Annotated in this window: 20 protein-coding genes and 3 pseudogenes; 8 read left to right on the forward strand and 15 right to left on the reverse strand. The window is 55.0% G+C overall.

Features of this window, described 5'->3' with window-relative positions:
* The first annotated feature begins 73 nt into the window (after window positions 1-73).
* Window positions 74-769 carry a dethiobiotin synthase gene (gene bioD, locus ACMGGQ_RS08430; protein WP_045910385.1) on the forward strand — a complete coding sequence of 232 codons (696 nt, stop codon included), beginning with the start codon at window positions 74-76 and terminating at the stop codon, window positions 767-769.
* Here the strand turns inward: bioD and clcB are convergent.
* From clcB to ACMGGQ_RS08460, 6 genes are all read right to left on the reverse strand, one after another.
* A complete protein-coding gene (clcB, locus tag ACMGGQ_RS08435; RefSeq protein ID WP_072061297.1) occupies window positions 704-2014 on the reverse strand; it encodes a voltage-gated ClC-type chloride channel ClcB in 1311 nt (436 codons plus the stop codon). The genes bioD and clcB overlap by 66 nt on opposite strands.
* 102 nt (window positions 2015-2116) lie before the next feature.
* Entirely contained in the window at window positions 2117-3265 is a 1149-nt protein-coding gene (gene osmV, locus ACMGGQ_RS08440; protein ID WP_045353850.1) for an osmoprotectant ABC transporter ATP-binding protein OsmV, read from the reverse strand.
* On the reverse strand, window positions 3265-3912 hold the full coding sequence (osmW, locus tag ACMGGQ_RS08445) for an osmoprotectant ABC transporter permease OsmW (protein WP_014169860.1): 648 nt from the start codon (window positions 3910-3912) through the stop codon (window positions 3265-3267). The genes osmV and osmW overlap by 1 nt, the downstream gene beginning before the upstream one ends.
* A gap of 8 nt (window positions 3913-3920) precedes the next feature.
* Window positions 3921-4820 carry an osmoprotectant ABC transporter substrate-binding protein OsmX gene (gene osmX / locus ACMGGQ_RS08450; protein WP_417929077.1) on the reverse strand — a complete coding sequence of 300 codons (900 nt, stop codon included), beginning with the start codon at window positions 4818-4820 and terminating at the stop codon, window positions 3921-3923.
* Between the two features lie 18 nt (window positions 4821-4838).
* A complete protein-coding gene (osmY, locus tag ACMGGQ_RS08455; protein ID WP_167213022.1) occupies window positions 4839-5549 on the reverse strand; it encodes an osmoprotectant ABC transporter permease OsmY in 711 nt (236 codons plus the stop codon).
* Window positions 5550-5825: 276 nt separating this feature from the next.
* On the reverse strand, window positions 5826-6773 hold the full coding sequence (locus tag ACMGGQ_RS08460; protein ID WP_420289849.1) for an NAD-dependent epimerase/dehydratase family protein: 948 nt from the start codon (window positions 6771-6773) through the stop codon (window positions 5826-5828).
* Window positions 6774-6864: 91 nt separating this feature from the next.
* Here ACMGGQ_RS08460 and ACMGGQ_RS08465 point away from each other — a divergent pair, with 91 nt between their 5' ends.
* Complete coding sequence (locus ACMGGQ_RS08465; protein ID WP_262808129.1) at window positions 6865-7314, forward strand: MerR family transcriptional regulator; 450 nt, start codon at window positions 6865-6867, stop codon at window positions 7312-7314.
* Here the strand turns inward: ACMGGQ_RS08465 and ACMGGQ_RS08470 are convergent.
* The 3 genes from ACMGGQ_RS08470 to ACMGGQ_RS08480 all read right to left on the reverse strand — a co-directional run bounded on the left by ACMGGQ_RS08470 (window position 7264) and on the right by ACMGGQ_RS08480 (window position 9358).
* The gene (locus ACMGGQ_RS08470; protein WP_420289850.1) at window positions 7264-8001 is read right to left on the reverse strand and encodes a YoaK family protein; all 738 of its coding nucleotides are present in this window, start codon (window positions 7999-8001) and stop codon (window positions 7264-7266) included. The two genes, ACMGGQ_RS08465 and ACMGGQ_RS08470, sit on opposite strands and share 51 nt — an antisense overlap.
* Window positions 8002-8159: 158 nt before the next feature.
* Window positions 8160-8783 carry a glutathione S-transferase family protein gene (locus ACMGGQ_RS08475; RefSeq protein WP_334761825.1) on the reverse strand — a complete coding sequence of 208 codons (624 nt, stop codon included), beginning with the start codon at window positions 8781-8783 and terminating at the stop codon, window positions 8160-8162.
* A 143-nt stretch (window positions 8784-8926) separates the two neighbouring features.
* The gene (locus ACMGGQ_RS08480) at window positions 8927-9358 is read right to left on the reverse strand and encodes a VOC family protein (protein ID WP_420289851.1); all 432 of its coding nucleotides are present in this window, start codon (window positions 9356-9358) and stop codon (window positions 8927-8929) included.
* A gap of 132 nt (window positions 9359-9490) precedes the next feature.
* Between ACMGGQ_RS08480 and ACMGGQ_RS08485 the strand changes: the two genes are divergently transcribed.
* The gene (locus ACMGGQ_RS08485; RefSeq protein WP_420289852.1) at window positions 9491-10051 is read left to right on the forward strand and encodes a TetR/AcrR family transcriptional regulator; all 561 of its coding nucleotides are present in this window, start codon (window positions 9491-9493) and stop codon (window positions 10049-10051) included.
* 54 nt (window positions 10052-10105) lie between these two features.
* Here the strand turns inward: ACMGGQ_RS08485 and asd are convergent, their stop codons facing one another.
* From asd to ACMGGQ_RS08500, 3 genes and pseudogenes are all read right to left on the reverse strand, one after another.
* Window positions 10106-11224: an aspartate-semialdehyde dehydrogenase gene (asd, locus tag ACMGGQ_RS08490; RefSeq protein WP_196364659.1), complete on the reverse strand. Its 1119-nt coding sequence runs from the start codon at window positions 11222-11224 to the stop codon at window positions 10106-10108.
* A 305-nt stretch (window positions 11225-11529) separates the two neighbouring features.
* Window positions 11530-11846: pseudogene (locus ACMGGQ_RS08495) on the reverse strand (YebG family protein).
* A gap of 70 nt (window positions 11847-11916) precedes the next feature.
* A pseudogene (locus tag ACMGGQ_RS08500) lies at window positions 11917-12093 on the reverse strand (helix-turn-helix domain-containing protein); the annotation flags it as partial.
* Between ACMGGQ_RS08500 and ACMGGQ_RS08505 the strand changes: the two are divergent.
* Window positions 12092-12199: pseudogene (locus ACMGGQ_RS08505) on the forward strand (LysR family transcriptional regulator); the annotation flags it as partial. The pseudogenes ACMGGQ_RS08500 and ACMGGQ_RS08505 sit on opposite strands and share 2 nt — an antisense overlap.
* Window positions 12200-12312: 113 nt before the next feature.
* Here the strand turns inward: ACMGGQ_RS08505 and ACMGGQ_RS08510 are convergent.
* On the reverse strand, window positions 12313-12723 hold the full coding sequence (locus ACMGGQ_RS08510) for a YybH family protein (protein ID WP_069719331.1): 411 nt from the start codon (window positions 12721-12723) through the stop codon (window positions 12313-12315).
* A 248-nt stretch (window positions 12724-12971) separates the two neighbouring features.
* Between ACMGGQ_RS08510 and ACMGGQ_RS08515 the strand changes: the two genes are divergently transcribed.
* Entirely contained in the window at window positions 12972-13343 is a 372-nt protein-coding gene (locus ACMGGQ_RS08515; protein ID WP_080474224.1) for a hypothetical protein, read from the forward strand.
* Window positions 13344-13481: 138 nt separating this feature from the next.
* The gene (locus ACMGGQ_RS08520; RefSeq protein WP_420289853.1) at window positions 13482-14192 is read left to right on the forward strand and encodes a YnfC family lipoprotein; all 711 of its coding nucleotides are present in this window, start codon (window positions 13482-13484) and stop codon (window positions 14190-14192) included.
* A 187-nt stretch (window positions 14193-14379) separates the two neighbouring features.
* On the opposite strand, the gene ACMGGQ_RS08525 is transcribed toward ACMGGQ_RS08520, so the two are convergent.
* Window positions 14380-14697 (reverse strand): YebG family protein, encoded by a 318-nt coding sequence (locus ACMGGQ_RS08525; protein ID WP_045335983.1) that lies wholly within the window; start codon window positions 14695-14697, stop codon window positions 14380-14382.
* 70 nt (window positions 14698-14767) lie between these two features.
* The gene (locus ACMGGQ_RS08530) at window positions 14768-15121 is read right to left on the reverse strand and encodes a helix-turn-helix domain-containing protein (protein ID WP_025911432.1); all 354 of its coding nucleotides are present in this window, start codon (window positions 15119-15121) and stop codon (window positions 14768-14770) included.
* Between the two features lie 337 nt (window positions 15122-15458).
* Between ACMGGQ_RS08530 and ACMGGQ_RS08535 the strand changes: the two genes are divergently transcribed.
* Window positions 15459-16634, forward strand: a complete 1176-nt coding sequence (locus tag ACMGGQ_RS08535; protein WP_023292563.1) for an efflux RND transporter periplasmic adaptor subunit — start codon at window positions 15459-15461, stop codon at window positions 16632-16634.
* A 24-nt stretch (window positions 16635-16658) separates the two neighbouring features.
* A complete protein-coding gene (gene oqxB, locus ACMGGQ_RS08540; RefSeq protein WP_021241210.1) occupies window positions 16659-19814 on the forward strand; it encodes a multidrug efflux RND transporter permease subunit OqxB in 3156 nt (1051 codons plus the stop codon).
* Window positions 19815-19849 lie beyond the last annotated feature (35 nt).

Here is a 19849-nt window from a genome sequence, read left to right on the forward strand (position 1 = left end):
CCCTTAGACTTCCTCCACTGAATTATTTACCTGGTTTATATTTTCGAAGCATACCCAAGAGGTGGAGTGAGTCATGCTTAAGCGTTTCTTTGTTACTGGTACTGATACCTCTGTCGGCAAGACCGTCGTATCCCGCGCATTGCTGCAGGCGCTGGCAGCAAGCGGTAAACGCGTGGCAGGGTACAAACCGGTCGCAAAAGGGAGTAAAGAGACGCCAGAGGGATTGCGTAATAAAGACGCCCTGGTGCTGCAAAGCGTCTCGTCACTGGAGTTGCCTTATCATGCGGTCAATCCCATCGCGTTAAGCGAAGAGGAGAGCAGCGTGGCGCACAGCGGCCTGATTAATTATCCCCTGTTGTCCGACGGCCTGGCGAACCTGAGCGAGAAGGTGGATCACGTGGTGGTCGAAGGGACGGGCGGCTGGCGCAGCCTGATGAACGACCTGCGCCCGCTGTCGGAATGGGTCGTGCAGGAACAGCTTCCGGTGGTGATGGTGGTGGGGATCCAGGAAGGGTGCATCAACCACGCGCTGCTGACGGCGCAGGCGATTGCCAATGACGGTCTGCCGCTGATGGGCTGGGTGGCCAACCGCATCAACCCGGGCCTCGCGCACTATGCGGAGATCATCGACGTGCTGAGCGCTAAACTGCCCGGACCGCTGGTGGGTGAGCTGCCTTATCTGCCTCGCGCCGAGCAGCGCGAACTAGCGCAGTACATCGATCTCTCTGCCCTCGGTGGCGTGTTGACCGTAGACAGAGTCGTGGCGTAACGTCCGCGACAGCACGGACGCCAGCACGCAGGCGACCAGCAAACCGGGCAGTAAAAAATACTGTCCGGTCATTTCACAGACCATCAGCGCCGACATAATGGGCGCGTGCGTGGTAGCGGCGAGTAGCGTTGCCATCCCTGCCAGCCCCAGCAAAATTGCCGTCTCAGAACCCGGCAGCCACAGCGCGAAAAGTTGAGCAAACAGCATGCCTGTCGCCATGCCAACAAACAGCGTCGGCGTGAACACGCCGCCCGGCGCGCCCGACCCGCTGCTCGCCAGTACTGCCAGCAATTTACAGATGAACACCCCGGCAATCACCGACAGCAGCGGCGGCGCGAGCAGAAAAGCCTGCACCACGCTGTAGCCGTTCCCCCACACCTTCGGCGTCAGAAGAGACAGCAGTCCGACGATCGCACCGCCGAGCGCCAGCTGCCACGGCGGCGAAAGTTTGAGGCGCAGGAAAAGACCGTGGCTGAACGCCATCAGCCACATCAGCAGCGGCCCGCATAGACCCGCCACCAGCCCCATCGCGACCAGCAGGGCATAATCGGCCGCGGTGAGGATGCCGCTCAAATGGACCGCGTAGAGCGTGCCGGCACCCGGTGCCAGGAGCTGCGTGGTGAGAAGCGCCACCACCGCCGCGATAACCACGGGCCCGAGCGAGGCCAGCATCAGGGTGCCAAATAGAATCTCCGCAATGAAAAGGCTTCCGGCTAACGGAGCATGGTAGGCGCTGGCCATCCCGGCCGCGGCGCCGCAGGCGATCCATAACTTCCATTCAGATTTGGGCGTAAAGCGCCGGGCAAAAAAGGAGGCGGCGAGGGCGGCAAGCAGGATCATCGCCCCTTCACGCCCGATGGCGCTTCCGCTGGCGACGACCAGCAATGAGGCAAGGGATTTCACCAGGCTGGCGCCGTAATCAAACTGGCCGTCGCCGGTCTCCAGCGCTTCCATATAATCGGTGGGGGCATGAGGCCGCTGGGCGGTCAGCCGTTGCCATCCCCAGAGCAACAGTCCGGCAGCCAGCCCGCCCAGCGCGGGCGTCAGCGCGCGCCGCCAGGGTGAGAGCGAGGCGGCGGCATTCACCAGGCTGCCGCTGTCGTTGCTGAGAAGCAGCCACTCCAGCAGGTACATGCTGTGGCGGAACACCGCAACGGCCAGCGCGGCCAGCACGCCGGTGACGGTGGCAATCAGCAGTCGGCGAAACATCGCGCGGATGTCGGGGTACGTATGAAGACGTTGCATGGGTCGCGAGTAAACGAGGACGATACAATATTGTGGCGGCAAATCGCGGGGTTAGCAAAAGGTATGCGTGCGAAAAAGCCGGGCGATGCCCGGCCAGAAAGGTTAGCTGTCGCTATGAATATTCAGCGCCCGACGCGTACGCCCTGAACTGAGATACTCGGCAATATAGTCCTGAGAAATCTCGCCGTTGTAGCGCCCGTCCTCATCCACGATCGGCATCCAGCTGGTGTTGCTCTCATACAGGCGTGACAGGACCACGCGCAGGTTGTCTTCCGCTTTGCCGGTCATGCGGAACGGATGCAGGATGTCGGCGCAGGTTCCGCTGGCGTTACGCGCTTCGCGACGCTTCACAAAGCCCAGCGGTTTGCCGTGTTCGTCAACTACGGTAATCGCGCGAATATCGTTATCATCCATGGTCGCAAAGGCTTCAGGGAGCGGAGTAGAGCCCCGCACCGTAATGGTCGGCTGCTGGTCGGTGACGTCGCCCGCCGAGACCAGCAGCAGGCGCTTCAGGGTGCGGTCCTGACCGACAAACGAGCCGACAAACTCGTTCGCCGGTTTCGCCAGCAGTTCGTCCGGGCTGGCGCACTGCACGATTTTCCCCTGACGGAACACCGCAATACGGTCGCCGAGCTTCAGGGCCTCGTCGATATCGTGGCTCACCAACATGACGGTTTTTTTCAGCTTGCGCTGCATCTCCAGGAACTGGTTCTGGATCACCTCGCGGTTAATCGGGTCCACCGCGCCGAAGGGTTCATCCATCAGCAGTACCGGAGGATCCGCCGCCAGGGCGCGGATCACGCCGATGCGCTGCTGCTGGCCGCCGGACATCTCACGCGGATAGCGATTCAGGAACTTATGCGGATCCAGCGCCACCATATCCATCAGCTCTTCGGCGCGGGTTTTACAGCGCGCTTTATCCCAGCCCAGCATGCGCGGCACGACGGTAATGTTCTCTTCGATGGTCATGTTCGGGAACAGGCCAATCTGCTGGATCACGTAGCCGATGTTGCGGCGCAGGGTGACGGTGTCCATCCCGCTGGTGTCTTCACCGTTAATCAGGATCGTCCCGCTGCTGGGTGTAATAAGACGGTTAATCATCTTCAGGGTGGTGGTTTTCCCGCAGCCTGACGGGCCGAGCAGGACGCACATTTCCCCTTCGGGCACGTTCAGGTTGACGTTGTCGACGGCCTTAAAGGTCTGGCCGTGCTTCTGTGAAAAGTGTTTGGTGAGGTTTTCCAGTTTTATCATTATCGAATCCCCTTTGGAGTCAGAACCACCTGCAGACGGTGCAGCAGCCAGTCGAGCACAATCGCTAAAAGACAAATCATCAGCGCGCCCGCAATCAACATGCGGATATCACTTCCGCCGATGCCGTTGAGCAGCAGCAGGCCCAGACCGCCCGCGCCGATCACTGCGGCAATCGCCATCACGCCGATGTTCATCACCACGGCGGTGCGGATCCCGCCGAAAATCACCGGCAGCGCCATCGGGATTTCGACCCAGCGCAGGCGCTGCCAGAAGGTCATGCCGATGCCGCGTCCGGCTTCACGCAGGCCAGGCGGCAGGCTGTCGAGCGCCGTATGGGTGTTACGCACAATTGGCAGCAGCGAGTAGAGAAACACCGCCGTGATCGCGGGCAGGGCGCCAATCCCCTGACCGATCAGCGAAAACAGCGGGATCATCAGGCCAAACAGCGCAATGGAGGGAATGGTCAGCACGATGGTGGCAATCCCCAGCACCGGCGTTGCCAGCCACTTGTGGCGAACAATCAGAATGCCGAGCGGGACGCCGATGAGAATGGCTAAGCCCACGGCCAGCGCCACCAGCCACAGATGCTGCAGCGTCAGGGTTAACAGGTAGTCCCAGTTGTCCAGAATGTAGTGAATCGTCTCCATAGCGCCTCCTACAGCAGCTGTTTGCTACGCAGGAAATCACGGGCGACCTGCTGCGGTGACTGATGGTCGATATCCACCTTCTTGTTCAGTTCGGTGATAACGTCGTTGTTGAGCTGGGCAGAGAGGGTGTTCAGCGCCTCTTCCAGGCCCGGATTGGCCTCTAGCGTGTCCTTACGGACCACCGGGGTGACCGCATAGCTCGGGAAGAAGCCTTTATCATCTTCCAGCACCTTGAGGTCGAAGCCTTTCACGCGCCCGTCGGTGGTATAAATCAGCCCGGCGTCGACGAAGCCGTCTCGCACCGCGTTATAGACCAGACCGGGGTCCATCTGACGGATCTGCGGGCGGTCCAGGTCCATCTTATAGGCGGCCTGAAGCGGCTTCATGCCGTCGCTGCGTCCGGCAAATTCAAGGTCTAAGCCCAGCAGCCAGTTTTTGTCCGGGTTGGTTTTACGGATCTGCTCAATCTTCGCCACCATGTCCGACATGGTGTTGATATGTTCCGCCTCGGCGCGCTTGCGCTGCATGGCGAACGCATAGGTGTTGTTCATGTTGGCGGGCTTGAGCCAGACCAGACCGTGCTTCGCGTCCAGACGTTTCACCGTCTCGTAAGACTCCTCTGGCGACATGCGCTTGTTGATGTGGTTAAAGATGATTAATGACGTGCCGGTGTACTCCCAGGTCATGTCAATCTGCTTGTTGATCATCGCGTTACGGGAAATCACCGTGGCGATATTGGTTTGCGGCTGAACCTGGAATCCTTTCTTTTGCAGGTACTGCACGGTCATCGCCGAGAGAATATGCTGCTCGGTAAAGCTCTTGGTTGCCAGAATCAGCGGGGCCGCCATCGCCTGGCTGGTGAACAGCGCCGCGGCACACAGCGCCGTCAGGCCGGAAAACAGTCTCATAAAAGCTCCTTGTTATTGTTATCGAGCGAGATGGGGACTCATCACGCGACCCAGCGCCGCCAGCAGGGTATCGAGGATCAGTGCGAACAGGGCAGTGGCCGCCGCGCCGAGGATCAGGGTCGGGAAATCGTTCAGATAAATGCCGGGGAAAATCAGCTCGCCGTAGCTGCTGGCACCAATCAGGAACGCCAGCGGTGCGGTACCGACGTTAATGGCGGTGGCGATGCGGATCCCCGAGAGCATAACCGGCCAGGCGGCAGGCAGCTCAACCTGGCGCAGACGCTGCCATTTGGTCATCCCGATGCCGTTTGCTGCTTCCAGCAGCGACGGCGGGACCGAGCACAGCCCGGCATAGGTATTACGCACGATCGGCAACAGCGAGGCGAGGAACAGGGCGATGATGGCGGGCGTATCGCCGATGCCGATCACCACCATCGCCAGGGCCAGCACGGCCAGCGGTGGCAGCGTATTGCCGACATTGAAGATTTGCATCACATATTCGGCGATACCCCGCGCGGCCGGGCGGCTCAGCAGAATACCCGCCGGAATACCCACCAGCAGGGCAAAGAACATTGATGAGAAAACCAGAATCATATGCTGTTGCCCGAGATAGATCAGGTCAACCCGACGCGCTTTGATGGTCTCCAGCCCGATCCCCCAGACGAGGAGGGCGAGGACCACAATAATGGCGCCGACAAACAGCAGCGAACGTTTGAGTAATGGGTGCATTGCGGTGTGTCTCCCTGTGCGCATGCGTTATAGCAACCACCGGTTGCCTGTTGTTATGCCATGTTTCGGCAGGGGTAGATGACCTATAGCAAGCGTTTGGGAAGGGTTCCAGCGAAGAGGGAAAATCAGTAACCCTATGAAACTAGTGGCAACCTCAGGTCAGGCCTTATGGCGTAAGGCCTGATTGTGGGGCGGGCAGAATAGTCCTAAAGAAGAGATTTGAATGTGACGTTGTCACGAATAATACACCGCATTCCCGGTGACGCGGCGCCGTAATTACGCTGCACCGGGCTCTTTTGATTTCCACTCTTGCCAGATGTTCTCGAGTCCCTTCCGGTATGACGTAACGGTGAACGCAGGGAAATGCTCTTTAAACTTCGTCGAATCAAACAGGTTGTCAGCCTCGTACCGGGGCAACAGCTCGCGCATTTCGCGCGCGCCTTGCGAAAACAGCGCCGTCGCGGCGAAGGCCAACTTGCCGAGGACGGAGTAGTCCGCTGGCTGTCCAAAGACCTCACAGGCGAGAGTGACGAACTGCTGGTACGTCAGCCTTTCATCGCAGCAGGGCAAGTGCCACGTCTGCCCGTAGGCCTCAGGGGTATTGCCCAGCAGAGCGAGCGCGCGACTGGCATCCGGCGTCCAGATGAGGGTGCGAAGCGTGTCGTCACGCACCGGAACGCGCGGACGCTTATGCTGCTTCAGCCTGTCGATAATGAGCGTATTGGTGAAGCTCTGCGTTTTCTCAGGCCCGTAAAACTCCGGGGCCCGACCGATGAGGACGGGAATGTCGCCCCGTTGCATTTCGTCAAGCACCCGGTTTGCCATCAGGGCGCGCACGTGGCCTTTCCGCCCCCGGGGCGCAAAGCGCGTCACTTCGGTTTGCGGCACGTTACTCTGGGGGTACATATAGGTGTTGTCGAAATAGACGAATTTTGCCCCCGCCTTACGCGTGGCCTCCAGGGCATTGTCCAGCATGGTCGGAAAATGACGCTCCCACAGCGCGGAATCAGGCGGCAGACCGGCAGTAAAATAGACCGTATCGCTACCGTTAATCGCCACCTGCGTCTGCTGCGCATCCAGGAGATCGGCTGCAACCGTGCTATCGCTGGCGTTGACTTTCTGCGGATGGCGGCTGACCAGCTTGATCTCGTCGGTATATTCGCGTTTAAGCTCGCGGGCAAGTTCACGGGCAATTTGCCCGCTGGCGCCCAGAATAGTGTGCATTTTAGCTCCTGATGAGATGACGATCCGGTTGACCGCATAAAAAGTTTAAGCTTAAAGTTAACTTTAAGGTCAATATGCCAGAGCGGACGAAATGAAAATTGGCGAGCTGTCGAAAATGACGGGAATTACCCCGTCGCGCATTCGGTTTTATGAGGCGGAAGGCTTACTGCCGCGACCCGTCAGGCACGGGAACGGGTACCGTACCTATTCCGCTGATGCGGTTGCGCTGCTGAACATTATCGACAATGCACAACGTACCGGGTTCACCCTTGAGCAAATACGGCGCTTCTTGCCGCAGCCGCAACAGCGCTGGGATCATGAGGGACTGATCCAGTCCCTGAAGACACGCATTGCTGAAATAGAGGCGATGCAGAAGCAGCTGGAGGAAAACCGAAGGGAGCTGCTGGACCTGGTCACGAGTATCACCCACAGGCCGGAGGGCATCACCTGTGATGACAACATGCAGCGCCTGCTGGGGCAGTTGCAACCCTCAGACGCCAGCGCGAACCCGTCGAACCCTCGACGAGACGGTGATAATTGAGACGGTGGCGACAACCGCGAGTATCAACCCCAGCGCCAGCATAGCGTTGAAGCCAATCCATCTGAACAGCAGCAGCCCCGCAATACCGCCCGTAATGAACGAAAACAGGGTGGTTAAGTGGGTTTTTAGCTGACTTTTTTGCGCCGCCGTATCTTTGGAGTAATCCCGGCGCAGCATCGCCACCATGACGGAGGCCAGGGAAATCCCCGCGTCCGTTAACGTACCGGTAATGTGCGTCGATCTTACCCGTCCGCCGGAAAGCTGCGTGGAGGTGGAATTATGAATGCCCATCAGAAAGCAGAGAAAAAGAATAATTTCGCGATTGCTGGTGAGCGCATGGAAATACATTTCGTAGAAGGAAACGCCGGTCAGTAATATCCCCTCGACAAAAAGAATCTGGCAAAAAACCAGCCTGACGTTATGGATAATACCCCATATGACGATCGTGCGCGCAATAATGGCGCCAGCCACAAAAGAGAGAATTATCGAGCCGAAGAAAATAATATCGCTCAGATCGGTAGAAGAAACTTCGCTGGATAACTGTGAGGTGTTGCCGGTCATGTGTGAGGGGAAAAAACCAAATGCCCCGAGGGCGATGGCGTTCAGCAAACCTGCTGAGGTCGCCAGCCAGAGAGCAAGCCGGCGATCCTCCTGATGCGTTCGTTCTTTCTTGAGTTTAATCAGCAAGAATACCTCCGGGTTGAGCTTTGCCTGACTATTCAGGCTAGCAAAGCGGTGCAACGGGCTGTCCAGGATATGGCTTAATTATTATTCCCTCTGACGACAATCAGGGTTTCGTAATTAAAAAAACAGCCTCGTTGCGGTATTCATTCAGGCATTGAGTTTTACACCATGCCGTTATTGCCGTGACGCAAAAATGCCGGACGCTGGTTAAGGCGCTCGAACCAGGCCTCAATGGCGGGCACGTCTGGCTTATCAAACGGCGTCATTTTCCAGCGATTCACCGACAGCCCAAGCACCACGTCAGCGAGGGTAAACGTCTCGCCCGCCGCAAAGGCCCCGGTGCGCTGCAGCTGTTGTTCCAGAATGGTGATGCAGTGGTTCCACTCCTTGATTCCTGCCGCAATGCGCTCAGGGTCGTTAAAGTCCGGGTTTTTACGCCCCAGCGCCGGGAAGACATAGCGCCAGGCGTTGTTAAATTCAGTGGCCTGCCAGTCCATCCAGCGCTCTACGTTGGCACAGGCCTGCGGTTCTGCGGGCAGCAGATCGTGACGTTCGGCCTTGCGCGCCAGATAACGGCAGATGGAATTGGACTCCCACAGCACGAAATCGCCATCAATAAGCACCGGCACCATGGCGTTGGGGTTCAGGGCGCGGAAGGCATCCGTTTCCGTCGAGGCGAAACCGCTGCCGTAATCTTCCTGTTGATACGCGATGCCCGCTTCTTCGCAGGTCCAGAGCACTTTACGAACGTTGATGGAGGTGGTTTTGCCGAGGATGCTGATCATTGCGCAGGTGTCCTTTAGAGGAATGAGTTGTTTAGGAACAATACACCAGTTGCACGGAGGAGGTTGGGGCAAAATTTGGTGGGGGCAACTGAAGGTAGTAGTGCGAAGCACTTTCGGAGAGCACTTCGCAGTCTAAAACTGATTTAAACAGGCTGTTGGCTACAGTGGCTGGTGTAGAAACTTATACCGTTTCCATCCGGATCCTGTAGGGAAAAATAATGATGTCCAAACAGCGTTTCCTGCGCAATTTCCTGAGGTGAATATCCCTTTGCGATGAGGCCAGTTCGATACGTTTCAAGTTCCGATCTGGAATGGCCAGCGATCATGAGATCAATTTTTTCTGCAGCAAAATCTGGCCGCTGACCAACGCGGCTGATATGCAAATTCTGCGTTTCAGGGGCATCCTTTTCGGTCAACAACAAATGGGTGCCGCCGCGTAACTCAATAATCGCCATGCCCGGAAATTTGTCGAGCGCACGCAGGCCTAGTCCCCGGTAAAATGCATAGCTGGCATCAACATCGTTCACTTTCATCACAAAATGTGCGAGTGCTGCAGAGGGTAATAATTCATTCATTTTCTTGCCTTTCATAGGTTTATCAGGGAATGAACGCATTGCAATCTTGTCGGGCAAGGCTTGCAGTGCTAATCTGACTGGCCAGTCGAAAATATTATGCGACTGATCAGTCGAAAAAGACAAGGGGAAGTTGTGACACGTAAAAAAGAGATCGACAGAGAGCACGTTTTAGATGCTGCTGAAAGCATCATCCTTGAGTCTGGAGGGCGCATATTTACGCTGGATGCCGTCGCGGAACGTGCTGGCATCAGTAAAGGCGGCCTTGTGTATACCTTTTCATCAAAGGATGGCCTGATATACGCCGTGCTTGAGCGAGAAGTGACGCGTTTCCAGCAGGCAGTCAGCCAGCGTCTTACAGATACCGCCGCAGGGCCACGAGAATTAATTCTTGCGCACATCGAGGAAGCGCTGGAGGAGGAGGATGCTGTAACACAGATGGCGGCGTTTCTTATCACGGCTCTCGTGCATGCGCCAGGTATGCTGGAACCCGTTCGCAACCTGTATCGCTCACTCCTCGAACCACTACGCGAGGCTGGAGAGGAGATGGCCGATGTCAGGCACGCGTTTCTCGCTGTAGAAGGCATATTCCTGCTACGCGGACTGGGGCTCGCTGATATCCCGGCAGACGAAATAAAATCGGTATTGCGTCACGCGCGTGAAATGATTTTGGCGGCGTTGGCACGAACCTGCTGAGACAATACAATAAAAGCACCTGTTCAGTAGATGCTTTTATTCAGAAAAGATGTTTTAGATTTTGCCCAGCAGAATATTCAACATGCGGCGCAAGGGCTCCGCCGCGCCCCACAATAGCTGATCGCCAACCGTCAGAACCGAATAGATTGGATCGTTGTTAAGTGACATCTTCTTGTAACGGCCAATACCAACCTGAAGCGAACCGCTGATATAAGCCGGGGTCAATTTACTGACGCTTTCAACTTTGTTATTGGGCACATAGTTAACCCAGGGATGAGAATGCGTCACTAACGCTGCGAATTCTTCTTCGCTGACGTCACGCCTGAGCTTCAGGGTGATTGCGGCGCTGTGGCAGCGTATAACGCCAACACGAATACACAATCCATTGACCGGGATCGCACCAGGAGACAAACCAAGAATTTTGTTTGTTTCGGCTTCACCTTTCCACTCTTCACGGCTATTACCATCCCCCAAATCGCTGTCAATCCACGGTATAATACTGCCCATTAAAGGTGCGCCGAAATTCTGTATCGGCATGTCAGCGCTGTTAATTAACGTACTGACTTTATTGACTAAAGGCAGCACTGAACCTGATGATGCCAGTTCATCAGAGGACAAATGCTTACTGATCCAGGCACTTTGAACAATTAATTCCCTGACATATTGCGCCCCCGCACCTGATGCAGACTGATAGGTCATAACGCTCATCCATTCGATCAGGTCAGCCTTAATCAACCCTGCCAGCCCCATGAGACTCAGCGTGATGGAACAGTTGCCACCGACAAAAAGTTTAATTCCCTCTTTAACGGCACGATCAATAGTCGGGCGATTGACGGGGTCGAGAATAATGCAGGCTTTCTCATCCATCCGTAGCGCTGAGGCCGCGTCAATCCAGTAGCCTTGCCACCCACGATTAATCAAAGCAGGGTAGATTGCTTTTGTGTAATCACCGCCCTGACAGGTAATGATGATATCCATTTCGGCCAGATCACTGATGGAATTAGCATCTTTGAGTGTGTAGCTGACGCCGCCAATGACTGGACCGGCGGCCCCGGCGCTTGAAGTACTGTAAAAATGCGCTGAGATACCGTCGAAGTCGTTCTCTTCGACCATTCTCTGTAATAAAACAGAACCGACCATTCCTCGCCAACCAACAATACCAACCTGCTTCATTTGTTTAGCCTTATCAACGTTACAAGAATGTTAATTTCCGCAGCAGGTTATATCTCATCCCAGGATGAAGATCACTACGGACTGCAGCTAATTCCTTCATTATTAAAATGTTTCATACGACATCAGCGATATTTATACCTGATAAAACCATCAGTTTAAAAACGATCGCAGGCATGACGTGCAATGACTGTGATTGAAGAATGAAAGAGCAGTTATTAAGGAGGGAATCTCTGGCAAAGAGTGAGCCCGGAATTGGCTGCCGGGCCTGGTGAAGAGTTCAAAATGCATGATGATTTTTCTGACAATCAGGCCGCTTTCACAGCCCTGTTTTTTTTGGCGTCAGCCGCGTCGGATTCTGTTTTATCCGCTACAGCTGGAGCAGTGAGATCGGGAAGTTTGCTGGTACGCAGAATATGCTGCACGGTCTCTTTCTGCTCGGCGAGATACAGGCCAAGATTTACAGCCTACGTTTCATCCATCTGCATTCCGCTTTGCAACAGCCAGTCGGTGAACGCGTCTGCCATATCGAGCAGCTTGTCATGCGCTTCAGCCTCTTTCTTACTGGCAAAAGTCATTTCTCTTCACCTTTTCTTACGACAACAAATTTTGTTTCAACAGCCATCGTGCACTTCGATATACTGTACTTATATACAGAGTATCAACTACAGATCAAAGTTGCAGCAAAATATGCATTACTGGCGTAGCTGCTGCGTTTCCGGGCTACCCATGCTCCGCCGCCATGCCCCAGGCGCCTGGCCATACTGACGCTTAAAGCTACGGTTGAAGGACTGCCGGGAGTCAAAGCCCAGCGCGATCGCCACGTTCAAAATCGGTTCATCGCTGCGTCTTAAGTGCTCAACCGATTTCCGGGTGTTGCAACGCTATAGCCTGCGTATGGACGGAATGTTCCTTTATTATCCGCACCACAACGTGTCGCCTGCGCTTAGAGCGGTGAATGATACCCTTAAAATTTAGGGCAGCGTTGTCATTCTGGAAGGCGCCTCGCAATCCGCAAAGTAACCTTATGAAATTAAGCGCGCATTAAGGGGCTGGCGTGGAGGGGCGGCAGCGCCCCTTTGAAAGTGTGATTAACGCGATCGGTTCCCGGTATCCAGAAGCGAAGTACCGTAGGAGTTGTCGATAGTACAAAGCCAGCGACCGTCGCTTTCCAGCCGAAAAACATAGGTCGCGCGGCGCGACATTTCCGTTATTCCACCCTGACCATCAGGAAAACGCAGAACGGTTTCCATGATAACGAGGGCATTGTCACCGCCTTCGATCACCTGCATCTCTCCTTGTTCCACAATCAATTGGTCCTGGAAATAATCCGAGATGGCAATAAACGCGTTGCGGATGTTTTCTTTGCCTTTAACCGTCATGCCTGGCTTGACCACCAGAGCCGCATCGTCGGCGTAGTACTCCATCAGGGCGTCATAGTTTTTGTTTGTGATGGCGTGGTCACAGGATTCGATGATCTGGTGTAGCGGATGTGGGGTCATGCGTATTTCCTCAGAGAGGGGGAAGTGTATTAACTTAACAGTCTTGCGTGTTTGTATAGCTACCAGGTTTTGTGGTTGGAAGGTTTAGCATAGAAGCGGATAGTTTTAAGGTTACGCCTGCTATGAATTGTGAGCTCAACGGGGTGATTTCTAAACTGATATCAAGTCATTAAAACCTTCATCTGTCAGGTTTTGTGTCAGCAGTCCCTACAGCAGGATAATAACTTCCTTGGGTAACTAAAGATTTTTTGCACAAAGTCGATAACTCCCCGGAAGACAGTCATTTGACGAAACAGTATTTATCAGGGGAAAAAAAGTTGAGATTTCTAACATTGTTTATCCTCCTTATTGCTATTACCTTACATGCCGAAGAACATGATTATGGCCCACCTGTCTCTGTATGCCTGAACAAACATACCTTTCCCTATATCAACACGATGATTCCAGCTGAAAATATTGTTAATGACGCTTATCTGGCGTGCCAGGGTGTCGTTGATGAATGGAATCGTGAGAGAGAATCCTTGCCCAAAGAAATGGTAATCAAGCAGAATAAGGAGTTGCGTGATATGTATATCAGGATGATTGAGATCCGTCGGAAAGCGAGTGCACACAAAAAATGAGGGGCCCTTGTATCGATTGATTAGAACAAAAAGCAGACACTTAACGTGTGTCATGGAAACGCTTTGATTATTCGTAAAATATGAGAGCGCGAATTCACATCATCGTTGAATACTATTTTATTAATAAAGGGATGACTTATGAAAACAGGTGTTTTTTTAAATCTATTATTATTGACGTTATCATTTGATGTCGCGGCATTTACTCAATTCAAACCGGCGGTCTTAAATGCTGCTCTTTTATTCGATCATGATGCAACAACCGGGAACGTAAAACATAGCCTCCAGTGGATGCGAGATGTTACAGGTAAACTTCAGGTTATGACAGAAGTTAGATATGATCGCAGCGGATGCTTTACGAGTATCAACATGGTTGACAAGGCAAATGATCGAGAGTTTCATTTGGTCAATAAAGAGGGCTTACTGACGTCACTTAAAGGCCAGCGTATTACCGGAAAAATAAATGAGCGCTGCGAAATTACTGAGCTTGAGAATGAAAAGGGTAATTACTTACTCAGTTATAATATACGTGGCTTGCTGGAAAAAATAATGGACAAAGATACGGGCGAAGTTGTAGAGCGATATGAGTATCATAACAGCCAATTCCCCGTTCGCATAATAAACTACAAAGATCCAAAAGATGAACACATCGTTTACCCATCCGGGAGTGCGCAATTCCTTGACTCAGAATTAGTGTCGAAAAGAGAGGACATCACTTTCATGGTGAAGCAAAGTTGTGCTTACACCGCTGATGGTAATGCAGATAAATGCTCGCTGATAGCATCCACTAACGACGACTATCGTGACTCAAGCCTCGTATGGATTTCTAATCACAAAAATGAATATTTCTAAATTATTTAAAAGGACTGAACCCACGTCATCTTCCCGAAAGTCCTATTTTTTTATGTAAGTGCATCATCTCCTGCTTTGAAATGATGGTATCGTTAACATCAATCAGCAGGAGAGTACTACAGATAGCCAAAAAGCCGTAAGCAGTTATCTGCTTACGGCTTCCAGAACGGTGATGATTTTCTGACAATCAGGCCGCTTTCACAGCCCTGATTTTTTTCGTGTCAGCCGCATCGGAGTCAGTTGTATCCGCTACAGCTGGAGCAGTGAGATCGGGAAGCTTGCTGGTACGCAGAATATGCTGCACGGTCTCTTTCTGCTCGGCGAGATACAGGCCAAGATTTTCAGCCTGCGTTTCATCCATCTGCATTCCGCTTTGCAACAGCCAGTCGGTGAACGCGTCTGCCATATCGAGCAGCTTGTCGTGAGCGTCAGCCTCTTTCTTACTGGCAAATGTCATTTTCTCTTCACCTTTTCTTACGACAACAAATTTTGTTTCAACAGCCATCGTGCACCTCGCTATACTGTATTTATATACAGTATAGCAGCAACAGATCGATGTTGCAGCAAAATATGCATTACTGGCGAAGCTGCTGTGTTTCCGGGCCACCCATACTGCGTCGCCATGCCCCAGGCGCCTGACCATACTGACGCTTAAAGCTGCGGTTGAAGGATTGCTGGGAGTCAAAGCCCAGCGCGATGGCCACGTTCAGAATCGGTTCATCGCTGTGGGATAACCGCTCAACCGATTTTTGCAGCTTTTGCGCGCGAATATACCCGGCGAGGGGATAGCCCGTATGCTCTTTGAACAGGCGCTGGAGGTGCCATTTTGAGTAGCCGGAACGCCTGGCGACGGTCTCAATGTCCAGTCGGCTGTCCAGGTTGTTGTCGATCCAGTCGAGTAAATCATGCATAAATGCGCCAGTGTTCATCTGGTTACCCCCACGCAGCGGATGAAAAAGTATCTTTGTCTGTTGCATTTAAAGGTGGCGCGTTTTTGCAGTAATTGCAAGTTTTATTGTTGCATTTAAATCCCTGATCGAAACGGGTCTTTTCACATCCACTCAAATAGCACATAAAGTGCAACAATTATTCTTGCACTTAGTTAAGCGCCTTCCTACAATCGCCGCGAATAGTGTATTCGCAACTGTTACAGTTTTGTGGCGATGAACGACACAAATGGCCTTAAGACAGCCCCCGGACAAAGGAAGTGGCGCGGTGCCTCCTGCTGCGTCTTGCCCGGTGGCGACAATTATCGGAATAAAAATAATGAGCCTGCAAAAAACCTGGGGTAATTCTCATCTGAGCGCGCTGGGGGCCATGTTGCTCTCCGTGCTGCTCGTCGGATGCGATAATAGCGTCGCGCAAAATGCCGCGCCACCTGCGCCTGCCGTGAGTGCCGCTGACGTGGTGGTGAAATCGATTAGCCAGTGGGATAGCTTTAACGGCCGGATTGAAGCGGTGGAGAGCGTTCAACTGCGCCCGCGCGTCTCCGGCTACATTGATAAGGTGAATTACACCGACGGCCAGGAAGTGAAGAAGGGCGAGGTGCTGTTCACCATTGATGATCGTACCTATCGCGCCGCGCTGGAACAGGCGCAGGCGAACCTGGCGAGAGCCAAAACGCAGGCCAGCCTCGCGCAAAGTGAAGCTAACCGTACCGATAAGCTGATCAATACCCATCTGGTCTCACGGGAAGAGTGGGAGCAGCGTCGTTCGGCTGCCGTTCAGGCGCAGGCCGACATTCGCGCCGCGCAGGCGGCGGTTGACGCAGCCCAGCTCAACCTGGACTTCACCAAAGTGACCGCGCCTATCGATGGTCGCGCCAGCCGGGCGCTGATCACCAGCGGGAACCTGGTGACTGCGGGCGACACCGCCAGCGTCCTCACCACGCTGGTCTCGCAGAAGACGGTGTACGTCTACTTTGACGTGGACGAGTCAACCTACCTTCACTATCAAAACCTGGCCCGCAGCGGGCAGGGGGCGTCCAGCAATCACACGGCGCTGCCGGTTGAGATTGGCCTGACGGGCGAGGAGGGCTATCCCCACCAGGGCAAAGTGGATTTCCTGGATAACCAGCTTACGCCGAGCACCGGGACCATCCGCATGCGCGCGCTGCTGGATAACTCCCAGCGTCAGTTCACGCCGGGACTGTTTGCCCGCGTACGCCTGCCGGGCAGCGCGGAATTCAAAGCCACGCTTATCGACGACAAGGCGGTGCTGACCGATCAGGATCGTAAATACGTCTATATCGTGGATAAAGAGGGGAAAGCGCAGCGTCGTGACATTACGCCGGGACGTCTGGCAGACGGTTTACGCATTGTGCGGCAGGGGCTGAACCCTGGCGACAAAGTCATCGTCGAGGGTTTACAGAAAGTGTTTATGCCGGGTATGCCGGTTAACGCCAAAACCGTTGCCATGACCGCCACCAGCGCCCTCAACTGATCCCTTGACCTGAGAATCCAACCCATGGACTTTTCCCGCTTTTTCATCGACAGGCCGATCTTTGCTGCCGTTCTGTCGATTCTGATTTTTATCACAGGGTTAATCGCCATCCCGCTGCTGCCGGTGAGCGAATACCCTGATGTCGTGCCGCCAAGCGTGCAGGTGCGCGCGGAGTACCCGGGCGCCAACCCGAAAGTGATTGCTGAGACCGTGGCGACGCCGCTGGAAGAGGCGATCAACGGCGTTGAGAACATGATGTACATGAAATCCGTCGCGGGTTCGGACGGCGTGCTGGTGACTACCGTGACCTTCCGTCCGGGAACTGATCCTGACCAGGCGCAGGTTCAGGTGCAAAACCGCGTTGCGCAGGCCGAGGCGCGTCTGCCGGAAGACGTGCGGCGTCTGGGCATTACCACCCAGAAACAGTCCCCGACGCTGACGCTGGTGGTGCATCTGTTTTCGCCAAACGGTAAGTACGACTCGCTGTATATGCGCAACTACGCCACGCTGAAGGTGAAGGATGAGCTGGCGCGCCTGCCCGGCGTCGGCCAGATCCAGATTTTCGGCTCCGGCGAGTACGCGATGCGCGTCTGGCTGGACCCAAATAAAGTGGCGGCGCGCGGTCTGACCGCCTCGGACGTGGTCACGGCGATGCAGGAGCAAAACGTACAGGTCTCTGCCGGTCAGCTTGGCGCCGAGCCGCTGCCGAAAGAGAGTGATTTCCTGATCTCCATTAACGCCCAGGGCCGCCTGCATACCGAAGAAGAGTTTGGCAATATTGTCCTGAAAACAACGCAGGATGGTACGGTCGTCCGCCTGCGCGACGTGGCGCGGATTGAAATGGGCTCCGGGAGCTATGCGCTGCGTTCCCAGCTGAACAATAAAGATGCGGTCGGGATTGGTATCTTCCAGTCGCCGGGGGCGAACGCCATCGATCTGTCTAACGCGGTGCGCGCGAAAATGGACGAACTGTCCACGCGCTTCCCGGCAGACATGAAGTGGGCGGCACCTTACGATCCGACGGTCTTCGTGCGTGATTCGATCCGTGCGGTGGTGCAGACGCTGCTGGAAGCCGTGGTGCTGGTCGTGCTGGTGGTCATTCTGTTCCTGCAAACCTGGCGCGCGTCGATCATTCCGCTGATCGCGGTGCCGGTGTCGGTGGTGGGTACTTTCAGCATTCTCTACCTGCTGGGCTTCTCGCTGAATACCCTCAGCCTGTTCGGCTTGGTGCTCGCCATCGGTATCGTGGTGGACGACGCCATCGTGGTGGTGGAAAACGTCGAGCGAAATATCGAAGAGGGGCTTGCGCCGCTTGCGGCCGCGCACCAGGCGATGCGTGAAGTGTCCGGGCCGATTATCGCGATTGCGCTGGTGCTGTGCGCGGTGTTTGTGCCGATGGCGTTTCTGTCGGGCGTTACCGGCCAGTTCTACAAGCAGTTTGCGGTGACGATCGCGATATCTACGGTGATTTCAGCGATTAACTCGCTGACGCTCTCTCCGGCGCTGGCGGCACTGCTGTTAAAGCCGCACGGCGCGCCGAAAGATTTCCCGACCCGGCTTATCGATCGTCTCTTCGGCTGGATTTTCCGTCCGTTTAACCGCTTCTTCCTCCGCAGCTCAAACGGCTATCAGGGGCTGGTGGGCAAAACGCTGGGACGACGCGGCGCGGTATTCGTGGTTTATCTGCTGCTGCTTTGTGCCGCAGGCGTCATGTTTAAAGCGGTGCCCGGCGGGTTTATTCCGACGCAGGACAAGCTGTACCTGATCGGCGGCGTGAAAATGCCGGAAGGCTCTTCGCTGGCCCGCACCGATGCGGTGATCCGCAAAATGAGCGAAATCGGGATGAATACCGAAGGCGTGGACTATGCGGTCGCGTTTCCGGGGCTGAATGCGCTGCAGTTCACCAATACGCCGAATACCGGGACGGTCTTCTTCGGCCTGAAGCCGTTCGACCAGCGTAAACATTCCGCGGCGGAAATTAATGCCGAGATTAACGCGAAAATCGCGCAAATCCAGCAGGGCTTTGGCTTCTCCATCCTGCCGCCGCCGATTTTAGGGCTGGGTCAGGGGTCGGGCTATTCCCTGTACATCCAGGACCGCGGTGGTCTGGGCTATGGCGCGCTGCAAAATGCGGTGAACACCATGTCCGGTGCGATTATGCAGACGCCGGGGATGCATTTCCCGATCTCAACCTACCAGGCTAACGTGCCGCAGCTGGACGTGCAGGTTGACCGCGATAAGGCGAAAGCGCAGGGCGTGTCGCTGACCGATCTCTTCGGGACGCTGCAAACCTATCTGGGCTCGTCGTACGTCAATGACTTCAACCAGTTCGGACGTACCTGGCGCGTGATGGCGCAGGCGGACGGGCAGTTCCGCGACAGCGTGGAAGATATTGCGAATCTGCGCACCCGTAACAGCCAGGGCGAAATGGTACCGATTGGCAGTATGGTAAACATCACGACCACCTACGGGCCGGATCCGGTGATCCGCTACAACGGCTACCCGGCGGCGGACCTGATTGGCGATGCCGACCCGCGCGTGCTCTCATCTGCGCAGGCGATGACGCAGCTGGACGCGATGTCTAAGCAGATCCTGCCGAACGGGATGAACATAGAATGGACGGATCTGAGCTTCCAGCAGGCCACCCAGGGCAACACGGCGCTGATCGTCTTCCCGGTCGCGGTGCTGCTGGCATTCCTGGTGCTGGCGGCGCTGTATGAAAGCTGGACGCTGCCGCTGGCGGTGATCCTCATCGTGCCGATGACGATGCTCTCCGCGCTGTTTGGCGTCTGGCTGACCGGGGGCGATAACAACGTCTTCGTGCAGGTGGGGCTGGTGGTGCTGATGGGGCTGGCCTGTAAAAACGCCATTCTTATTGTGGAGTTTGCCCGCGAGCTGGAAATTCAGGGTAAAGGCATCATGGAGGCCGCGCTGGAGGCGTGCCGCCTGCGTTTACGCCCGATTGTGATGACCTCCATCGCCTTTATTGCCGGGACCATTCCGCTGATCCTCGGCCACGGCGCGGGCGCAGAAGTACGTGGCGTCACCGGGATCACGGTGTTCTCCGGTATGCTGGGGGTGACGCTGTTCGGTCTGTTCCTGACGCCAGTGTTCTACGTGACGCTGCGTAAGTTCGTCACGCGTGGGAAGAAAGAGGAAAGGGACGTGCTGCCCGCGTAGGGACGTTGCTGATAATAAAAAACCGCCTTCACAGT

Source organism: Enterobacter sp. BNK-13 (assembly GCF_048685015.1).
GTDB classification, from domain to species: Bacteria; Pseudomonadota; Gammaproteobacteria; order Enterobacterales; family Enterobacteriaceae; genus Enterobacter; species Enterobacter quasiroggenkampii.